This window comes from Pseudomonas sp. TH21 (assembly GCF_016651025.1).
GTDB classification, from domain to species: domain Bacteria; phylum Pseudomonadota; class Gammaproteobacteria; order Pseudomonadales; family Pseudomonadaceae; genus Aquipseudomonas; species Aquipseudomonas aylmerensis.
Window position 1 is genome coordinate 2049627 of the sequence record NZ_JAEKEQ010000001.1, and the last position, 18881, is coordinate 2068507.

15 protein-coding genes are annotated in these 18881 nt (G+C 60.7%); 9 read left to right on the forward strand and 6 right to left on the reverse strand.

Features of this window, described 5'->3' with window-relative positions; translation table 11 throughout:
- Nucleotides 1–26: 26 nt before the first annotated feature.
- The 4 genes from JFU04_RS09260 (at nt 27) to JFU04_RS09275 (ending at nt 5165) form a co-directional block, all read left to right on the forward strand.
- Complete coding sequence (locus JFU04_RS09260; RefSeq protein WP_201143901.1) at nt 27–2432, forward strand: TonB-dependent siderophore receptor; 2406 nt, start codon at nt 27–29, stop codon at nt 2430–2432.
- A 197-nt stretch (nt 2433–2629) separates the two neighbouring features.
- Nucleotides 2630–3619: a type III secretion effector protein gene (locus tag JFU04_RS09265; protein ID WP_201143902.1), complete on the forward strand. Its 990-nt coding sequence runs from the start codon at nt 2630–2632 to the stop codon at nt 3617–3619.
- A gap of 59 nt (nt 3620–3678) precedes the next feature.
- A complete protein-coding gene (locus JFU04_RS30230; RefSeq protein ID WP_242485886.1) occupies nt 3679–4077 on the forward strand; it encodes a type III secretion protein in 399 nt (132 codons plus the stop codon).
- A gap of 203 nt (nt 4078–4280) precedes the next feature.
- A complete protein-coding gene (locus JFU04_RS09275; protein ID WP_240435290.1) occupies nt 4281–5165 on the forward strand; it encodes a hypothetical protein in 885 nt (294 codons plus the stop codon).
- Nucleotides 5166–5214: 49 nt separating this feature from the next.
- On the opposite strand, the gene JFU04_RS09280 is transcribed toward JFU04_RS09275, so the two are convergent.
- The gene (locus JFU04_RS09280) at nt 5215–6366 is read right to left on the reverse strand and encodes an MFS transporter (RefSeq protein ID WP_065907177.1); all 1152 of its coding nucleotides are present in this window, start codon (nt 6364–6366) and stop codon (nt 5215–5217) included.
- A 348-nt stretch (nt 6367–6714) separates the two neighbouring features.
- Between JFU04_RS09280 and JFU04_RS09285 the strand changes: the two genes are divergently transcribed.
- The 5 genes from JFU04_RS09285 to JFU04_RS09305 all read left to right on the forward strand — a co-directional run bounded on the left by JFU04_RS09285 (nt 6715) and on the right by JFU04_RS09305 (nt 13795).
- The gene (locus JFU04_RS09285) at nt 6715–7701 is read left to right on the forward strand and encodes a diaminopimelate epimerase (protein ID WP_201143903.1); all 987 of its coding nucleotides are present in this window, start codon (nt 6715–6717) and stop codon (nt 7699–7701) included.
- Between the two features lie 301 nt (nt 7702–8002).
- Entirely contained in the window at nt 8003–10021 is a 2019-nt protein-coding gene (gene tssI / locus JFU04_RS09290) for a type VI secretion system tip protein TssI/VgrG (protein WP_201143904.1), read from the forward strand.
- A complete protein-coding gene (locus tag JFU04_RS09295) occupies nt 10021–10857 on the forward strand; it encodes a DUF4123 domain-containing protein (protein ID WP_201143905.1) in 837 nt (278 codons plus the stop codon). Before tssI ends, JFU04_RS09295 begins: the two co-directional genes overlap by 1 nt.
- Nucleotides 10850–11632, forward strand: coding sequence for a hypothetical protein (locus tag JFU04_RS09300; protein WP_201143906.1), 783 nt, complete (start codon nt 10850–10852; stop codon nt 11630–11632). The genes JFU04_RS09295 and JFU04_RS09300 overlap by 8 nt, the downstream gene beginning before the upstream one ends.
- A 12-nt stretch (nt 11633–11644) precedes the next feature.
- Nucleotides 11645–13795, forward strand: a complete 2151-nt coding sequence (locus JFU04_RS09305) for a lipase family protein (RefSeq protein WP_201143907.1) — start codon at nt 11645–11647, stop codon at nt 13793–13795.
- Between the two features lie 9 nt (nt 13796–13804).
- On the opposite strand, the gene codA is transcribed toward JFU04_RS09305, so the two are convergent.
- The 5 genes from codA to JFU04_RS09330 form a co-directional block, all read right to left on the reverse strand.
- Nucleotides 13805–15040, reverse strand: a complete 1236-nt coding sequence (gene codA, locus JFU04_RS09310; protein WP_201143908.1) for a cytosine deaminase — start codon at nt 15038–15040, stop codon at nt 13805–13807.
- 27 nt (nt 15041–15067) lie between these two features.
- Nucleotides 15068–16273, reverse strand: coding sequence for a PucR family transcriptional regulator (locus JFU04_RS09315; protein WP_065907163.1), 1206 nt, complete (start codon nt 16271–16273; stop codon nt 15068–15070).
- A complete protein-coding gene (codB, locus tag JFU04_RS09320) occupies nt 16270–17538 on the reverse strand; it encodes a cytosine permease (protein ID WP_120448070.1) in 1269 nt (422 codons plus the stop codon). The genes JFU04_RS09315 and codB overlap by 4 nt, the downstream gene beginning before the upstream one ends.
- Before the next feature lie 190 nt (nt 17539–17728).
- On the reverse strand, nt 17729–18352 hold the full coding sequence (locus JFU04_RS09325; protein WP_201143909.1) for an NUDIX hydrolase: 624 nt from the start codon (nt 18350–18352) through the stop codon (nt 17729–17731).
- Between the two features lie 9 nt (nt 18353–18361).
- On the reverse strand, nt 18362–18802 hold the full coding sequence (locus JFU04_RS09330) for a GNAT family N-acetyltransferase (protein WP_106804586.1): 441 nt from the start codon (nt 18800–18802) through the stop codon (nt 18362–18364).
- Nucleotides 18803–18881 lie beyond the last annotated feature (79 nt).

Genomic DNA, 18881 nt, shown 5'->3' on the forward strand with positions numbered 1-18881 from the left:
TTTGCGATCACAGGACTAGGTTCGACGTGAAAAAACTTGCCGTGAACAACAATAAAATCTCTCGCTGGGCGCCACTCGCGCTGGCGCTTGCTGTCAGCGCCGCGCTGCCGGCCGCCTACGCCGCCGAGGGCATCCACATCCAGGCCCAGCCCCTGGGCGCAGCGCTGAGCCAACTGGGCCAGCAGACGTCCCTGCAAGTGTTTTTCAGCCCGGACATGGTCGCTGGCAAGCAGGCACCGGCGGTCGACGGCAACCTTTCTCCTGAACAAGCCTTGCGCCAATTGCTGCAAGGCAGCGGCCTGGACTACCAGATCGACGCCGGTTCCGTGACCTTGCGCCCGTTGAACAGCGGCACTGGTGAAGCCGGCTCGCCGCTGGAACTGGGCGCCACCGACATCAAGGTGGTCGGTGACTGGCTCGGCGATGCCAACGCCGAAGTGGTGCAGAACCACCCCGGCGCGCGCACGGTGATCCGCCGCGAAGCCATGGTCGAGCAGGGCGCGATGAACGTTGGTGACGTGTTGCGCCGCGTGCCCGGCGTGCAGGTGCAGGAATCCAACGGCACCGGCGGCAGTGATATTTCCCTCAACGTCGGTGTACGTGGCCTGACGTCGCGTCTGTCGCCGCGCTCCACGGTGCTGATCGACGGCGTGCCGGCGGCGTTCGCGCCCTATGGCCAGCCGCAGCTGTCGATGGCGCCGATTTCCGCCGGCAACCTGGACAGCATCGACGTGGTGCGCGGCGCCGGTTCCGTGCGTTATGGGCCGCAGAACGTCGGCGGCGTGATCAACTTCGTGACCCGCGCGATCCCCGAGAAATTCTCCGGAGAAGTCGGCAGCACCCTGCAAACGTCCGCCCATGGCGGCTGGAAACACATCGATAACGCTTTCATCGGCGGCACCGCCGACAATGGCATCGGCGTGGCATTGCTGTATTCCGGCGTGAATGGCAACGGCTATCGCAACAGCAACAACTCCAATGACATCGACGACGTGATCTTCAAGACCCACTGGGCGCCGACCGATCAAGACGACTTCTCGCTGAACTTCCACTACTACGACGCCAGCGCCGATATGCCCGGCGGCCTGACCCAGAAGCAGTTCGACGCCAACCCGTACCAATCGGTGCGTGACTGGGACAACTTCAGCGGCCGCCGCAAGGACGTGTCCTTCAAGTACATCCGCCAGATCGATGACCGTACCCAGGCCGAAGTCCTCACTTACTATTCCGACAGTTTCCGTGGCAGCAACATCGCCAACCGCGACCTGGGAAGCATCGGCTCCTACCCGCGCACCTACTACACCTTTGGCATCGAGCCGCGGGTGTCCCATGTGTTCGACGTGGGCCCGAGCACCCAGGAAGTCAGCCTGGGTTTTCGCTACCTCAAGGAAGGCATGCACGAGCAGGCCACCAGCCTGAAACTGGTCGACAACGTACCGACGCCGGTCGGCTTCAACGATGGCCACGTCTATCAGGATCGCACCGGTGGCACCGAGGCCAATGCTTTCTATATCGACAACAAGATCGATATCGGCAAGTGGACCATCACCCCGGGCATTCGCTTTGAAGACATTCGTACCGAATGGCACGACCGGCCGGTGGTCGGACTCAAGGGCGAGGCCGTGACGGAAAAGCGCCGCGAGGTTAACAACAACGAGCCGTTGCCGGCCCTGAGCGTGATGTACCACGTGTCCGATGCCTGGAAACTGTTCGCCAACTACGAAACCTCGTTCGGCAGCCTGCAATACTTCCAGTTGGGCCAGGGCGGCACGGGCGACCAGACCGCCAACGGCCTGAACCCGGAAAAGGCCAAGACCTACGAAGTGGGGACGCGCTACAACGACAACGTGTGGGGCGGCGAGCTGACGTTCTTCTACATCGACTTCTCGGATGAGCTGCAATACGTCAGCAACGACGTGGGCTGGACCAACCTGGGTGCCACCAAGCACACCGGTATCGAAGCGTCGGCCCACTATGACCTGTCGAACCTCGACCCGCGCCTCGACGGCCTGACCGCCAACGCCGGCTTCACCTACACCAAAGCCACCTCGGAAGGTGACGTGCCGTTCAAGGGCCGCGACCTGCCGCTGTATTCCCGTGAAGTGGCGACCCTCGGCCTGCGCTACGACATCAACCACTGGACCCACAACCTGGATGTGTACGCCCAGTCCGGGCAGCGCGCACCGGGGACCACCAGCACCTATATCACCCAGGGTACGGCGGACGGCCAGTACGGTGATATCCCGGGTTATGTCTCGGTCAACGTGCGCAGTGGTTATGACTTCGGCGAGCAATTGTCGAACCTCAAACTGGGCGTCGGCGTGAAGAACGTTTTCGACCAGCAGCACTACACCCGTTCCAGTGATAACAACTCCGGGTTGTACCTGGGCGAGCCACGTACGTTCTTTGTGCAGGCCAGCGTCGGGTTCTGAACCGCATCGATTGGGAAAAATCGCAGCTCCCCGAGGCTGCGATTTTTTTTGCCTGTTTCCTACACCTGCACAGCACATGTTGCCGGTTGATCAGGAACCAATTCCGACATAGCGCCACACATGAGCTAGCTGATGGGCTTCGACATTGTGGTTGGAGCGACAGGCTGAAAATCGCGCCCACCGTAACGGAGAAACCTATGTCGGTATCGATGCTCGATAAACCCACACCTGCTTCATCAGGCCCTGAACTTTCGCAGGCCAAATCCAGCCCCCACGCCAAAGCCCGTGGCCCGGCGCCTGCCGCGCCAACCTTCATGGGGCAAAGCGCTGCAAGCGTCAGCTTCCAGTCTCGAGAAAGCCACGCCGGACCGGTATTCGGCGCGCCTCAGTCGGCCACGGCTACAACGACGTCTGCGGCTGACTCGAGTCGCCATGGCGGCGCAGTGGCGACGTCGAGCGCCTTGGGCCAGATCAAGCATTGGATGGGCCAATGGTTTGGCGGGCATCGTCCACCCCTGCATCCAGGCTGGGGTAACCCACCACCGAGGCCGCATCCTGGTTGGAGCAATCCACCGCCACGCCCGATGCCGGTCATCAGTAATCCGCCACCCAGGCCTTTCCCCACCGTACCCGGCGGGCCAGGCCTGGACTACTCGTTAATGAGTCGTAATGAGTTGGCTGCACAGTTGAGTGCCAAATACAGCGCCTTCAGGGACCCCAGGAACCCTGGGTATGTCAGCGTTGACAGTATTCGAGCGATGGCCAATAAGGGCTGGTCGCCTAACCCGGCCGTCAACGAGAACATTCGCCTGGCAAAAGCATTGCTACGGGACCCGGGGCTGATGAGTGCGCTTGATCGTCATGGTTCCACCGGTGCACTCGATGGGCTGATCGACCGGACCAGTCTCAACGCCGTCATCAATGGAACCAACTACTTCCAGTTCAAGACTGACAAAGACCTGTTCGGTGAAATGCTCGAACACTACAACCAGCTCAAAGGCCGATTCGGGCGAGACCTGACCGTCAGCGATCTGCGAAAACTGGCTGGCCAAAGCCTTACCGGCGATTCCCCCAAGGATCACCTCATCCAACTGGCCCAGGAAATGTTCAAGCGTACCAATGCGCTCAACCTGGCGAGCTCCGGTAACCGAATCACCCAGGCCATGCTGCGTTATCTATCCCGCTGACCCATGTCCAGGCGCCGCACGCCGGATGCGGTGCCTGGTTCAATTGTTTCAGGAACTGTTTGCGCCAATTTGCCACACAGGCTGTACCTACCGGTTTCAATCAGGCCGGTCGCTTTCAGATTCACAGTGAGGGCTCGCCAATGACATCAACCTCGTTTCGTTCTCCCCAGCCCGGCTGCCAAGAGCTTTTTCGTACCCCGCCTGCAGAGGCGCTGACGGGGGCAGAAACGGATGCCGCAGCGCGGGATCCGATCATTGCATCGAATACACACGCGGTCGAAACCCAGCGGATGAAGGCTTTTGTCGACCAGCGCAAATTCCAGGCACCCGTCGCGGATGATTTTTCCAGGGGCATGCAGGCCGAGGAAAAGCGCGCCCATGCTGATGCCTCCTCGCTGAAAAACACCGGCCTGCTCAATAGCTTGGCCGCTTGGTGGCGCAAGCAGAAAACCAGTTGATCTGCCGGGTTGACTGACGCCCCTTCGACGGCTCCTTCCCGATCGTTACAAACAATCAAGTTTTACTCGGGTCGATTTGGTCTTTTTCCGGAACCACTGTTTTGCGACGACCACTTAATCGCTGGCTGTTGATTTCGCGGTGTTTTCACCGATCGAACAACCAGAAGCCGATCCGTGGAATCTAACTATGCTGGAGCTCATTTATGGACTTGACTACCAATAATCCAAGGGGCTTCTTCCCCAGGGTGAATATACCGACGGGGAATGGCTATGCCCAAACTGTGGTAGACGCGCGGGCGCTGGGCAAATCTCACGATAGTAGGTTCGCGAACGGTTCCGAGCAGTTTTTCGACGGCCAAAACTTCTACGGGGGCATGTCGAGCGTGGGGAACCCTTATGTCGGCTCGGAGGACCACCTGTTGGCGACCAAGTTGAGTAACGTTTATTCGATGTTGGGAGATTTCAAAAAAGATGGTCGCCTGACCCTGAGTTCATTGACGGACATAGCTAATGAAGAACCCGGCAAAAGTAAGGTCTACGACCGGACAATCATGCTGGTCCGGGAGATACTCAATCGTCCGCGACTGGAGGAGGCCATTGTTGGCAAGGGCGGTGAGATCACTCTGGACAGCCTCGCAAAAGTCGGCAGCTTGATTATTGGCAATACCAACCCCAACACCCAGAGCCTCAACCCCTTCCATACGAAAACCAACGCACAGGTTGTAGAGGCATTCCTGGGCATGTTTGATGATCTGCGGGATACGTCGGAAGACCGCACCTTCTTTTTCGAGAAGCACCGGTATGTGCATAAAGATAAGATTATCGAGATGAGCAGGAACCCTGACGAAACAGATAAGAATGGTCAGGTCGTGTTGGATCCAACGACCTTGCTCCCCAAGAAGAAATACAGCGCGCACCAAGTAGCTGTGGGCATAAACCTGGTCGAACGACCAGGACTGTTGGCCTCGCTGGACAGCACCAAGGCTAACGGAACCAACATCTTCGGCAGCCATAACGCTGATGACTGGTTGAAGAACTACAGCATTGAACGCTGGTTGAAGAACGATAAGGACGAAAAGGGTAAATGAATCATGCATGGGCTTCCTGACAGACCCGGGAAGCTCATGTTTTCTTCCTTCATACCCGCAGTATTTTGCCGCTGACCGCCACCACAACCAGCAATCCTCCGATCAACAGGAACGCCGTTGCCAGGCTGCTGCCATGCGCAATGAACCCGATCACGGCAGGCCCGGTCAGAATACCGGCATACCCCAGGGTGGTAATGGCCGGTACGGCAATGTGCTCTGGCATGACGTTCTGCTTGCCGACGGCGGTGTAGAGCACCGGAACGATATTTGAACACCCGGCGCCGACAAGGGCGTAGCCCAGCAACGCCATTTCCCAGGCGGGGGACAGCGTGGCGATAAAGATACCGGCCGCCGCCAGCGCGCCACCGGCGACGATCACCCAGGTCGCGCCCAGGCGCCGCACGATGGCGTCACCGGTCAAGCGCCCGGCCGTCATCGTCAAGGCGAAAGCCGCGTAGCCCAGGCCGGCGTAGGCTTCATCCAGGTCGCGCTCGGCGCTGAGGAACACCGCGCTCCAGTCGAGCACCGCGCCCTCGGCCAGAAACACGATAAAACACAGGCAGCCGATAAACAGCACCACGCCATGGGGAACCGCAAAGGCCGGCCCTGAGCTTTCACTGCCATAGGGCAACAGGTGTGGGCCGGCCTTGAGCAGGGCCACCACCATCACCGCGATCACCACCCAGGTCGCCTGCAAGGGTGACAGGCCGAGCCCGAGCAACCCGGCGACACCGGCCGCACCGACGATCCCTCCCAGGCTGAACAACCCGTGAAACCCCGACATCATGGTTTTTCCGCTGGCTCGCTCGACAATCACCGCCTGCAGGTTGACCGTGGAATCTACCGTGCCCAGGCCGGCACCGAACAGGAACAAGCCAGCCATCAGCAACGGAATCGAAGTGACCGTGGCCAGCATCGGCAAGGCCAGGCAGATCATGATCGTGCCGGCCGTCAGCACCCGCCGACAGCCAAAGCGCGACGCCAATGCGCCCGCTGCCGGCATGGCGATGATCGAGCCCACCCCCAGGCACAACAGCAACAGCCCCAGCGTGCCTTCGCTCAGTTGCGCGCGCGCCTTGGCATACGGCACCAGGGGGGCCCAGGCGGCGATACCGAAACCGGCGATGAAGAAGGCGATACGGGTCGACATTTGCTCCAGTCGCCCGGGAACCACGGGCGCTGAGGTGGGGATGGCAGTCATGAAAAATCCTTGGTTTTGCGTTCAACGAACGATGTCCGGCGTGACATCGTTGCACATCAGGCCTTGAGGAGCGAGCCGGGTTCCCTTGGGATGGGCGGTTGTGAATTTTATTTTTACAGTCGCGGAACGCAATCAAGGTGGGCGACCACACAGGGATTATCGAGTGCGTAGGAGACGGTCTTGAAGGTGTGTAATCCCTGCGGGAACTGGTGAACCCCGGGCCTCTTGCGGTGGATTACCACCTTCCAGGCCGTCTCCCACAAACGTCAGGTTCTGTAATACGCTGCCGAGTGTGTAAGCAGGCAACCAGACGGATAAACCGATGAACATTCTCAGGCACGCAGCGCTATGACGCTGTTCTACGACGCACGCGGCAACATTTATGCAGTCGTCAGCCCGGCGTTTTTGCGCACTCGAGGCGTGGATGTACCCGACAGTGCGGCCCAGGCAGCGGCTGCGCGCAAGGGTTGGACGGCGGCCGCTATCGCATCCGAGTGTGGCTGGGGGGCGAGTCCCAAACCTGCGCACGCCAAGGCCCACCGTTGCGATGGGCTGCTGGTCGGGCCGTTTCAGGCTGACCCGCCATTTGATCTGTTGATCGTCAACACCGATGGCTCGCTGGCCGAGCGCAGTGGCAACGGCTTGACGATCTTTGCCCAGGCGCTCACGGATCAGGGCTTGATGACGCAAGCCTGTGAGTTGCGCGTGCATCACGATAAATCGGATGTGCCGACGCCCACCGCGACCCGGATCGAACCTGCAGTCCATGAGCAGAAGGCCGGGTTCTGGCTGGCGTTGGGGCAGCCCGAGTTCGGGCCATCGGCCGTGGGCGCGCAGGGGGTTGAATCGACCTTTTTAAATGACGCTGAAATGAGCCACGTGAGCGAGTTGTCGGCACTCAATGCGCAGTGGGCACGCAGTCAGTTTGTGCGGGTGGGCAATCCCCATTGTGTGACCCTGGTCGAGCAGGTGTCGGGCTTGCCGGACAATCTGCAGATGCAACAGCCAGGGTTGTTCCAGGCGCTGAAGGCGATTGCCTTCGCGCCCCCTGCGGGAGGCGGGCAGCCGTGTGCGGCCGGGGTCAACTTGCAATGGGTTGTACGCGAATCCGCCAATCGGCTTGTCGCACGGGTATTCGAGCGGGGCGAAGGGCCTACCGCGTCCTCCGGGACCAGCGCGAGCGCGGTCGCATGTGCGGCGTGGCGTGCGGGGTGGATCGGGAGTGGTGATGTCACGGTGGTGATGCCGGGTGGCACCGCGCCAGTGCGTTTGCAGGCTCAGGCTGAAACGTTGCTGAGCGTCAGCCTCTTCGGGACGGCCCGCGTGCAGACGTAAGTTTTTCAAACGCCCGACATATGCAGAAGGTGTCGGGCGTTTCTCTATTGCTTAGTTATGCGGGCTAAGTTGTTGTAGGGCATTTCTTGATATTAAGAAGTGGCTATTTGGCTCATGTTTTTATCTTGTAAAAGATACTTCCAGATTCATTGTGCGAAACTTCTTTTTTGTTTTCGCATGGTCTGTCTTTCCCCCGAAATCGCTAAGCTTCAAGGCGTTCAGGTACTTTTTCTCGGCGATCATTCGGCCTTTTGAAGAGAGAAAGTCTTTCAGCGCATGAGTGGATGGCGGGTAACAGCGGATGGTCGAGGCGTTTGTCGAATCACGTTTCAAATTGATTCTTTCAGGTATGAATACCGACTTCCAGGTGCTGGCGTTTAAAGGCACTGAAGTCCTGGATCAGCCGTTTTTCATCCATGTGGAGTTGATCAGTGAAAATCCTTCGGTCGACCTGGAGGGGCTGCTTCAGCAGCCTGCCTATCTGGATTTCGCACAGGAGAGCGCAGGCTTGCACGGGCAGGTCTATGCCATTGGCCGGGATGATCCGGGTCGACGGCTCACCCGCTATCACCTGACCCTCGCACCGCGCCTGGCCAATCTCGCCCATCGGTTCGACCAGCGAATTTTCCAGCACCGCAGCGTGCCGCAGATCATTGCAGCCGTTCTCGAACACCACGGCATCCTGGCGGACGCCTACGTGTTCGAGCTGGGCCCCGTGGTGTATCCGCCACGCACGTTCTGTGTGCAATACGCGGAAAGCGACCTGCACTTCATCCAGCGACTGTGTGAGGAGGAGGGCATTCACTATCATTTTCGCCACAGCGCCGACGCTCACCTCCTGGTATTCGGCGATGACCAGACGGTATTTCGCCGCTTGCCCGCGCAGCGCTACAGCGCGGCCGGCGGGCCACAGGCCGAGGCGCAGGTTATCCAGCGTTTCGATAGGCGCCTGGCCACACGCAGCCAGAAAACCGTGCGCCGCGATCGCGACTTCGAACACCCTGCACTGCGCCTGCAGGAGTACGCGGGACCAGCCTCGGCGCATCCCCTCGAGGACTATCGCTACCCGGCGGGGTTTACCGGGTATGCCCACGGCCGACGATTGGCGCGTCGGGCGTTGGAGCGTCATCAACGCGACCGCCATCGGGTGCTCGGCAAGAGTGATCAACCGGCGTTGCGCAGTGGGCATTTCCTCGAGCTGCGCGATCATCCCGACCCCGCGTGCAATGATCTGTGGCTGATCACGTCGGTACGCCACGAGGGGCGTCAACCGCAGGTTCTGGAGGAGGCGACCTCAGAGGCTGAGCAATTTACGGGCTACCGCAATCGCTTCACCGCGACACCTTGGCGAGCGTTGCACCGGCCGCCCCTCAACCATTCCAAACCGCTCCTTAACGGCAGCCAGACGGCAACTGTCACCGGGCCTGCCGGTGAAGAGGTCCATTGCGACATGTATGGCCGGGTGAAAGTACGCTTTCATTGGGACCGGCTGGACAAGGACGATGACAAGAGCAGTTGCTGGGTCCGGGTAGCGTCCAGTTGGGCCGGTGACGGATTTGGCGCCATGATGATCCCGCGAGTCGGCATGGAAGTGCTGGTGACGTTTCTTGAAGGTGACCCGGACCAGCCCTTGATCAGCGGTTGCCTGCCGAATGCGGCGAACAGGCCGGCCTATCCATTGCCGCAGCACAAGACCCGCAGTGTGCTGCGCAGCCGCAGCGTCGTCGGCGATTCAGGCTCCAACGAGCTGTACCTCGAAGACCGGCGTGGCGAAGAACTTATCTACCTGCGGGCCCAGCGCGACCTGGAGCAGCAGGTTGGCCATGACAGCCGTCTGGAGGTGGTGGGGGAGCGACATGAAATCATCCGGGGCTTAAGCACCACTCACTTGGAAAACGAGGAGCATCGTCACGTTACCGGTGATCGCAAGGTTGTCCTCAAGGCGAGCGATCACCTGGAGGTGCAGGGCGATAGCCGCACTCACATTGGCCGGACCGTGGTGATCGAAGCTGGGCAACAACTGCAGCTGAAGGCGGGGGCAAGTCTGGTTATCCAAGCAGGCGCTCAGCTGAGCTTCCAGGCAGGTGGGGAACACCTGGTGATTCAGGCGGGCGGCATTTTCAGCAGTCGTCCGATCACCCTTGGCGGCTCGCCGTCCGCGATTCAGTTGGCGGCTTCTGGAGAGCACGTGGACGCGCCGAAAGCCAGTGCGGAGCAGGGCGTGATCATGGCCTTGGCGCGCCAGTTGGGGGCCGATTTCTGCCCCGTCTGCGAATGTTGCCGTGAAAGCCTGGGTGATGTTCCGGGGAGGGCCGCTTGATGTCGAGCATGCCAGGCCAATGGATCGCCGAACAGCAGCAGGCCGGACGCCGGCTGTGCCTGATTCTCGAGGGCGACCACACGACGCATCAACCCCTGCTGTCAGTGCGCAGCCTGTTGCAGTATCGCCGCGTCTACGCCGAGACCACCGTGGCGCAATTGGCGCAGACAGGTCCGGTGATCATGCTGCTGGAGCACATGGACGAGCCCGCCTTACTCAACCTTCTACAAACGCCTGAAACGAACTGGGGCTGGCTGGGCAGCTTGCCGGACGAGGACTTGGTGTGCGTGACAGCCCATTGGCGCGAGCGCCTGTTGATCGGACCGAAGGGCGCCCAGGCGTTGTATCGCTTTCACGACAACCGCACGCTGGCACGCGCATTGGATCATTTGCCGGCGGAGGACTGGCCGGCATTCCTCGGGCCACTGGTCAGCCTGTGCTACTGGCACGAAGGCGGCTGGCGCTGCCGCGACAATCCAGCCCCCGGTGACTACCCGGTACCCGATCCAGCCCCTTGGCTGAACACGCCAAATCCAAACATCAGGGCCATCCTCCACGCCAATATCCTGCGCTACCTGTTGGCTGAACACAGTGAAGACCTGGCGGCATTGGTGGAATTCCACGACCCGAAAGACTGGTTGAGCCAAGTGCTTGAGCAAGCACGCGCATGGCAGTGGGACAGGCCGCAACAGCTGGAATTTCTCGTCGTGAGGCGCTTGGCAGAAACCATTCGTAGCAGCGTCTTCCAATGGTCGCCAAGGGTGGGTGAAACGCCCGTCGAGCACTTTGACCGCATGGTGAATCAGTGGCGTTTGATGGAGCAGCAGGATGTTTAGGCAAATCTGCAGGGCAGGGCTGGCGCTCTGTGTGATGGGGCTTTGGGGGTGTACGGCGAGGCCGGTGGACAGTTTCACGCTGGAGGTGGACTTGCCGGCGGAATTTGAACTTAAAACGGCCGCCAACTATAGGCCTGCCACCGGAGAGCTCTGCACCTTGCCACGGCGTCGAGGCAAGAGGCCGGAGCGAAAGGTGTTCTTTACCGAGTTCACGCCCGTGGCCAGTCGTGTGAGCTACCAGCTTCCCCTTACTGAAACGGTCGACGGTTGCCCACTGGTATTGCGCAATGTGGCGTTTGATTTCAATGCGAAGTGGGGGAAGCGCAGTACGGATGTCGGCGGGGCTTTTGGCGGAATTTCCATCCGCGATCTCTCGGAGAGGGATAGGCCGGGGATGCCGGAATCGGGCGTCCAGGAGCTGTCCGGGCAATGCCAATGGTTGTTTCGAACGGCAGGGCCACAGCACGCGATTATCAAGGTTCTTAAATGCGACCCTTTGAGTGCAGTCGATCCACCGGATAAGTCCCGCACGGGCGGTGGTTTGGTACGAGGTGAGCTGGCAGGGAAAAAGGTACGGGTAAAGATAAGCCTGGCCGCCGAGGAACTGCCTTACATGGGCGACAATTGGGTTCGCTTTCCTAATGGATGGAAACGCTGCCTGGGAGACAATTTTGAGGACCTGTACGCTTTCTGCAACGGCAATACCGTCGACTTCAAACCCATAAAAATGCCCGATGGGCGAATTTGCGAGCTATATCCAACTTGTACTGAATAAGGATATCCAGTCATGGTGATAGAACGATCGAAGCACTCTTTTTTCAATGAAAAAATGCCCGTTTGCGCACTGAGTGGCGCCTGGCTGAGCTTCTGTCTGGTGGATGAGTCAGGGGATGGAAAACCCTACGGAGGACTCAGGTATGAGGTTTTTGACAGTGCCGGGGGATGTTACAAAGGGCGTTTGACCGAACGGGGTTTTGCTAAGTTAGAGGGGCTTTGTAAAGGTCCCGTCGTGTTGGTTTTTGATGCTTCATCCGAAACGCGAGTTGGCTATTATTCGACATTGCAGCAGCGTAAAACCTACCCATTACCCATCACTGACTTGCAGATCCGCGCTGAACAAACACGCTTCTCAAACACGAATGGCTGCCCAACCGAGCGTCACCCTGCCGGGGAAAAAGCAGACCAGTTTTATCAGGTAGAAGTCAGCGATCTGGTTCGGCATATCGCGCATCTTCCCCCGGTGACACCCACGCCCCACCGCCCCAAGCGTCACGCACTGAAAATGATGGCCGACCTGGGTTTCGGCCCACCCCAGCCGAGCTTCGCGGGAGTCGTGCTGTTCCCCGACAGGCACACTGTCCTCGAAGTGCGCCCGTTGCGAGCCCTGCGCCCGATCCTGTCCACGCAAGATGAATTCTGTGCCTTGAACCTGTATCAATTGGCCTTGTTCGCGGCGTTGAGTTACTGCGATTTCGGTCAGGCGCCGCCGAATCATCCCGTTGATGAAGTCCATTTTCCACTCGATCCCAGTGTCGGAAATCTATTCGCCGAGCAGTTGGCGGGCTACCAGGAAGCCTGGCGGATCGACCCGGACCACCCGCAGCGCTTTTATCCGCTCTATGAGGACGTACCTTATTCCCGGCGATTCGAGATCCTGCCTTTTGATCCTGAGTTGTACCCACAAAATCGTCCAGCGCTTGGGGACGAGCAGGAGCACCCCGCGCGCTTACACTTTTTCGACGATGAAAAATTCGGCACTGACACCCAGGCCTTCATCACTCACCACGAGGAGGTGATCCTGATTTCCGTGCGAGGCACCGTCAGCAATGCAGACGTGCTGCGGGATGCGAACGCCCATCAGGTGGCGTTCGCCGATGGTGTCGGCAAGGCCCATGAAGGTTTTTATCAGGCTTATCGGGCCATGCGTGATTTCGTGCTGCATTACCTCGGCCAATTTCACATCGGGCAACGCGTGATCATTTGCGGCCATAGCCTTGGAGGGGCAATAGCGCTGCTGCTGGCAGAAGGGCTGCGCCGTACTCCCGATCGTACCTACAACATCCTTCTCTACACCTACGGCGCCCCCCGTGCCGCGGATGCCGAGTTCACCCACGGCGCTTCGACCCTCGTCCACCACCGTATCGTCAACCACAACGACCCGGTGCCCAGCGTCCCGGCACCGTGGATGAACACCACCGCAAAACTCTGGGTTCCCGGTGCCATCACGCTATTCAGCCTGCCCACACCAGGCGGGCTGCTGTTCGCGGCTGGCCTGGTGCGTTTTGGCGGTAACCCCTACCAGCACCATGGTGAGCAGCAACACTTCATGCCGATCGTGCTGCCGGATGGCACGCACTCTTCCGTGTTGTGGAAGCCGGGTTGCGAGTCGATCCAGGAAGCCGGCTGCAATCGTGCGCTGCAGCTTCATGGCGACATGCCTGATCGTGACAACCTGTTAAAACAGCTGTTCCAGGCCAGTCAGCACTTCATGACCGCAAGCTACATTCCTGCCGCTTGGGCGACGTTGCGCCGCTGGCAACAAGCCGTCGACAGCAATAGCCCGCTGCTGACCGCGCGGGAGTTCGAATGGCTCGACCATGCGCTGGAGACCATGCGTCAGCAACTGCGCGATAAACGCCGCGAGCTCGCCCGTCGCCAGCCGATCAACGCCCGTGCCTATGAGCACCACGAGCCGTTGAACGCCGAGATCGACCGTTTGCACACCAGCCGCGAGCGCCTCGAAACCCTGCGCTGGCGACGCCTGGAAGCGCGCGATGTCTACGGCAGTCAGGCCCAGGCCGCCCACTTGCAACCCAGCCTCAAGCGTTGGTTCAGCCACCGTGAAAACCACGCGCTGCCGCAAGTCGCGAGCATCCCTGCTCCCACGCAAACTGAGTGGGGCAGGGCGCAGCCGCTGGATATCGACGCCATCGTTTGAGCCGGGCCTTTACATAAACTCCACCTGGGCCGGCTGACGTTTCATCAACACTTGGCCATTGCGAATCGAGTACAGCGGCAGGCCCTGGCTGCGAATGACTTCGTAGTCGCTGTTGGCCGAGAGGATCAACAGGTTGGCCGGGCGCCCCGCTTCAAGGCCGTAACGGTCACCTAGGGCCATGGCCTTGGCGCTGTTGTCGGTCACCAGGTCGAGTGCGCTCTGCAGGTTGCGGTAGCCGAGCATATGGCAGATATGCAGCCCGGCTTCCAGCACGCGCAGGATATTGCCGTTGCCCAGCGGGTACCACGGATCGACGATGGAGTCCTGGCCGAAACACACGTTCATGCCAGCTTCCAGCAGCTCGTTGACCCGGGTCACGCCACGACGTTTCGGGAAGGTGTCGAAGCGGCCTTGCAGATGGATGCTCTCGGTGGGGCAGGAGACGAAGCTGATGCCCGAGTGCCCCAGCAGGCGAAAAAGTTTGGCGCAGTAGGCGTTGTCGTAGGAGCCCATGGCCGTGGTATGACTGGCGGTGACGCGGGTGCCCATGTCGCGGCTGCGGGCTTCTTCGGCCAGCACCTCGAGAAAGCGCGAGTGCGGGTCGTCGGTTTCGTCGCAGTGCACATCCACCAGGCAACCCGTGCGTTCGGCCAGGTCCATCAGGAACTTCACCGAGCTCACACCCTGGTCGCGGGTGTATTCAAAGTGCGGGATGCCGCCGATCACGTCGGCGCCGAGACGAATGGCTTCTTCCATCAGCTCGCGGCCATTGCGATACGACTCGATGCCTTCCTGGGGAAAGGCGACGATCTGCAGGTCGATCAGGTGCGTGCTTTCTTCGCGCACTTCGAGCATGGCCTTGAGCGCGGTGAGATCCGGGTCGGTGACGTCGACGTGCGTGCGCACGTGCTGGATACCGTGGGCGGCCAGGGCCTGAATGGTCTTTTTGGCGCGAGTCTTGGTGTCTTCCTGGGTGATGGTGGCTTTGCGCTCACCCCAGCATTCGATGCCCTCGAACAGGGTGCCGCTCATGTTCCAGCGCGGCTCGCCAGCGGTCAGGGTGGCATCGAGGTGAATGTGCGGTTCGACAAAGGGCGGGATCACCAGGTTGCCGCCGGCGTCGAGGTCGTCGACGCCCACTGCGGGCACGCTGGTTTGTGCGGTGATACTGGCGATCCGGCCGTGTTCCAGGTGCAGATCATGCAGGCCTTCACGGTTGCGCAGGCGGGCGTTGATGATGTGCATGGGCAAGTTCCTCTTGGATAACAACAATCAGGCAGACAGCCGCCAGATCATCAGGGCAATACCGATGTCCAGGCGGTCGTAGGCATTCTCCAGCGTCAGGCCACACAGGGCTTCGATTCGCTGGACGCGGTGTGTCAGGGTATTGCGGTGTACGGCCAGGCGCTGGGCCGCGGCCACAAGGTTACCATTCTCATGAAACCAGGCCTCCAGGGTCGGCATCAGGCTGGGGCCATGGTGCAGGTCGTGGCGCAGCAGCGGGCCCAGGCGTTCATTCAGGAACTGGTCGAGCAGCGCGCGATCACGCACACCGCTGAGCAGCTTGAGCACCCCCAGTTCGTCATACACGCAGAGCCCGGCGCGTTCGCTGAACCGGCGTGCCGCCGTCAACGCCTGGCGCGCCTCATCGTGAGCCTGGGCCAGGCGAGCAGGTGGGTGCGCGGCAGCGCTCAGGCCGATAAACACTTTCAGCGGCGCCAGGCGCAGGTTCAGCGGGTTCAGCCAATTGACCAGTTGCTGGCGATTGGCCAAGGCGGCGACGGCATCCGCGGCCGGCAGCAGCAGCGTCCATTGTCCGGCGCGGCCGAGTACCGGTAACACCGGCGACAGCTGGCGCAAGCGTCGACTGATAGCGTCGTGCTGCCGAGCCAACTGGGCCTCCACCTGCGCCGCGTCGTCCTGGGCAAACAGCAACTCGCTGCCTTCGAGCTGCAGTTGGGCCACCTGCCAGTGGCCGGCCAGCGACATGCCCAATTGCACGGCGCGGTGCAGCAATAGATCCAGGGATTGGTAATCGCCGGTCAGCAAACGCTCGAGTACATCGTGGCGCGAGCGGCCCAATTGTTCGGATTGAATCAACGCCGAACCGATCGCCTGGGTGACCAGCACCATCTTCAGCGAGTAGGGCTGCTCGATCAGCGGCATACCGGCGGCCTCGGCGGCGTCGAGTAAGCGCTGGGGTATCGCCTGGATATACGCCGGCCCCGTCAGGATCACCAAGCCGGCCACCTGGCGCTGACAGGCTTCATCCAGCAGTTGCAGCAGGTTGGCTTCATCCCGAGGGTGATTGATACCGGTGACGAACACCAGCTCACCGCCCAGCACCCACTCGGCGATCCCGCTGTTTTCCGCCACATACGGCCAGCGTACGACGTTGTCCAGGCCTGCCTCTGCGGCGCGCAGACGCATGGACGCAAGACCCGGCAAGGCCAGTACATCGGCAATCGTCAGGCTCATGCCGGGGCATCAGCCAGCGGTGCGCGAGCGCGCAGCACGGAGGTCAGCAGCATGTAAGTCAGCGATGCGGCCACGATGCCCACCAACGGCGCGACCCACGGCGAATTGAACGCCAGCACGGTGCCCACCGCATACGCGGCCAGCCCCGGCCAATTGAAAGCCGGCAGGCGTGCATCCGCCAGGCGCGGGTAGTGGCCGCGCCAGCGGTAGAAGAAGTCCGCCATGATGACCCCGCCGATCGGTGGAATCACGGTGCCCAGCAGAATCAGGTAGGGCACCAGCATGTCGTACATGCCCAGCAGCGCCAGCAGGGTGCCGATCACTGCTCCCGCCAGGGTCACGGTCTTGCGGCGTTTGGTGCGCAACAGATTGCAGCCGGCCACGGCGAAGTTGTAGATGGTGTTGTCCTGGGTGCTCCAGATATTCAGCAACAGCATGGCCATTGCTGCCATGGCGAAGCCTTGCAGCAGCAACACTTCCACCACGTCGGGCTGTTGGTAGACGATCGCGCCATAGGCGCCGATCAGCACCATCAAGCCATTGCCGACGAAGAAGCCGATCAGGCTGGCCAGCACCGCGACCCGGGCCGAGCGCGAGAACCGCGTCCAATTGGTCGCCTGCGTCGCGCCGCTGACAAAAGTGCCGAATACCAGCGTGATCGCGGTGGACAGGTCCAGCTCAGCTGTCGGTACCACCGCCAGCAGTCCGTCCAACCCGCCGACTTTTACCGTGGCCACCCACATCGACAGAAACAGCAGGATGCCCATGGCCGGTACCGCGATGTAGGAAAGAATCTCCAACCCGCGATAACCCACGTAGGCGGTGGCACAAAACACCAGGCCGAACAGCACCATCAATGCCAGCACACTGCCCTGGCTCAGTTCGAAATACTTGCCAAGCACCACGGCGGCGGTGGCGGTGCCCCAGGCATACCAGCCAATCTGAGTGAAACCGAGGATCAAGTCGCTGAGTTTGCTGCCCACTTCGCCAAAGCAGAAGCGCCCCATCAACACGGAGTTCAACCCGCTTTTGAACGCGATGTAACCCAGGCCTGCGGCGTAAATACCCAGCAGCAGGTTACCCAGCGCCACCACGCCGAGCATATCGGTGAAGCTGAACGCGACCCCCAGCTTGCCGCCGGCGAACATGGTCGCGGTAAAAAAGGTGAAGCCCAGCAGCACCATGGCGGTAGACGCCAGGCCTTTGCGCGCATGCATGGGGACTTCGCTTAAGGGGTAGTCGTTGCCCGGTTCTTGCTGCGTCATGTCGGTACTCCCTGAATGAGTGACGCAGGCGTATTGCACCGCGCGTGCCAAATCACTCCCAGTGACAGGCGCACGGTCTGCACTGTGCAGCATGCACAGTATTTATAGCCAAACAGGCAGGAAACGCGAGTGAGGGTGTTCGCTGTGCCCAGTCAGGCACGAAAGCGGTGCAGCCGTGATACAAATTGGATCAGTCGAACAGCGTGTGGGTGGTTTCGCCGCGATGAAAGGCAAATGCCGCCGCCAGATCACTCTCGATGGTGCGCCCCCGGGACAGCGGCGGCAGATCATCCAGGGAGAAAAAGCCCACGTCGGTGGTCTCGAACCCGGCCATTGGCGCCGCTTGGTCCACCCGTTCACACAGGAAATACAGCTTGTAGAAGTCGCGCACATCCGGCCGATACAAACCCTTGGCCTTGTGGGTGACGCTGTACAGTGCCCGCGCGGTAACGCTCAAGCCGGCTTCCTCGCGGATTTCCTTGATGATGTTTTCCGCTGCCGACAAGCCGATATCGGCATAACCGCCCGGCAGCGCCCAGCAGCCATCGGTCAGTTCGCGCACCAGCAGAATCCGGTCGCCCTCGATGACCGCGCCGCGCACGTCGATCATTGGCGTGGAATAGCGCTGGGCAAAATCCGAGACCAAGCCGGTGATGCGCTCCAGCGGCACGTTACCGAGTTGCGCCAACATGCTGTGGGCAATCTCGGCGATTTCCTCCAGGCGCTCGCGTTCGAAATCATCGGTGCAAAAATGCAGGCCCGTGGAGGCCAGCGCCTGCAGGCGTTTGGCTTGGGCCAGCCAGGTGTTTTCCATGCCTGTCTCCTAAAGGGGCTTGGCCATGTACACCCGGCGCAGGCCCTGTTCCTCGGCCCGGTGGGTTTCCACGTAACCCCGGCGGGTGTACAGCGCAAGGTTCTCGGTCATGGCTTCATTGGTGTAGAGGCGTATGGCGCTGTAACCCGCGTCGATGGCCTGGCGTTCGGCGAAGTCCATCAATACGCGGCCAAGACCAAGGCCCTGGGCCTGCGGGGCGACCGCCAGGTTATCCAGCAGTAGGGCGCTGTCGGTGTCTTGCAGGATGATAAAACCCTGGATCTGCCCGTCGTTGTCCAGTACATGCACACCACCGACCTCGACTCGCCGGCCGTAGTCTTCAAGCATCGGCCCGGGTTTGCGGCCGATACGCTCGATGTACGGTGAATAAGCGGCCTCGACGATGGCTTCAATGGCGGCAACATCATGGGGCGTGGCGGGGCGCAGCATTGCGGCGTGCTCCTGGTCGGCTGGAGCCACGACTGTAAGGGAGCAGGGCATAAAAAAACCACCGCCAGGGTGGTTTTTT

Excerpts from the sequence above, each read along its gene's own strand:
- JFU04_RS09305 (WP_201143907.1), top strand. The coding sequence starts at position 11,645 with ATGGTGATAGAACGATCGAAGCACTCTTTTTTCAATGAAAAAATGCCC.
- JFU04_RS09285 (WP_201143903.1), top strand. The coding sequence starts at position 6,715 with ATGACGCTGTTCTACGACGCACGCGGCAACATTTATGCAGTCGTCAGC.
- JFU04_RS09325 (WP_201143909.1), bottom strand. The coding sequence starts at position 18,352 with ATGGAAAACACCTGGCTGGCCCAAGCCAAACGCCTGCAGGCGCTGGCC.
- JFU04_RS09265 (WP_201143902.1), top strand. The coding sequence starts at position 2,630 with ATGTCGGTATCGATGCTCGATAAACCCACACCTGCTTCATCAGGCCCT.
- codB (WP_120448070.1), bottom strand. The coding sequence starts at position 17,538 with ATGACGCAGCAAGAACCGGGCAACGACTACCCCTTAAGCGAAGTCCCC.
- tssI (WP_201143904.1), top strand. The coding sequence starts at position 8,003 with ATGGTCGAGGCGTTTGTCGAATCACGTTTCAAATTGATTCTTTCAGGT.
- JFU04_RS09330 (WP_106804586.1), bottom strand. The coding sequence starts at position 18,802 with ATGCTGCGCCCCGCCACGCCCCATGATGTTGCCGCCATTGAAGCCATC.
- codA (WP_201143908.1), bottom strand. The coding sequence starts at position 15,040 with ATGCACATCATCAACGCCCGCCTGCGCAACCGTGAAGGCCTGCATGAT.
- JFU04_RS09300 (WP_201143906.1), top strand. The coding sequence starts at position 10,850 with ATGTTTAGGCAAATCTGCAGGGCAGGGCTGGCGCTCTGTGTGATGGGG.
- JFU04_RS09295 (WP_201143905.1), top strand. The coding sequence starts at position 10,021 with ATGTCGAGCATGCCAGGCCAATGGATCGCCGAACAGCAGCAGGCCGGA.
- JFU04_RS09280 (WP_065907177.1), bottom strand. The coding sequence starts at position 6,366 with ATGACTGCCATCCCCACCTCAGCGCCCGTGGTTCCCGGGCGACTGGAG.
- JFU04_RS09315 (WP_065907163.1), bottom strand. The coding sequence starts at position 16,273 with ATGAGCCTGACGATTGCCGATGTACTGGCCTTGCCGGGTCTTGCGTCC.
- JFU04_RS09275 (WP_240435290.1), top strand. The coding sequence starts at position 4,281 with ATGGACTTGACTACCAATAATCCAAGGGGCTTCTTCCCCAGGGTGAAT.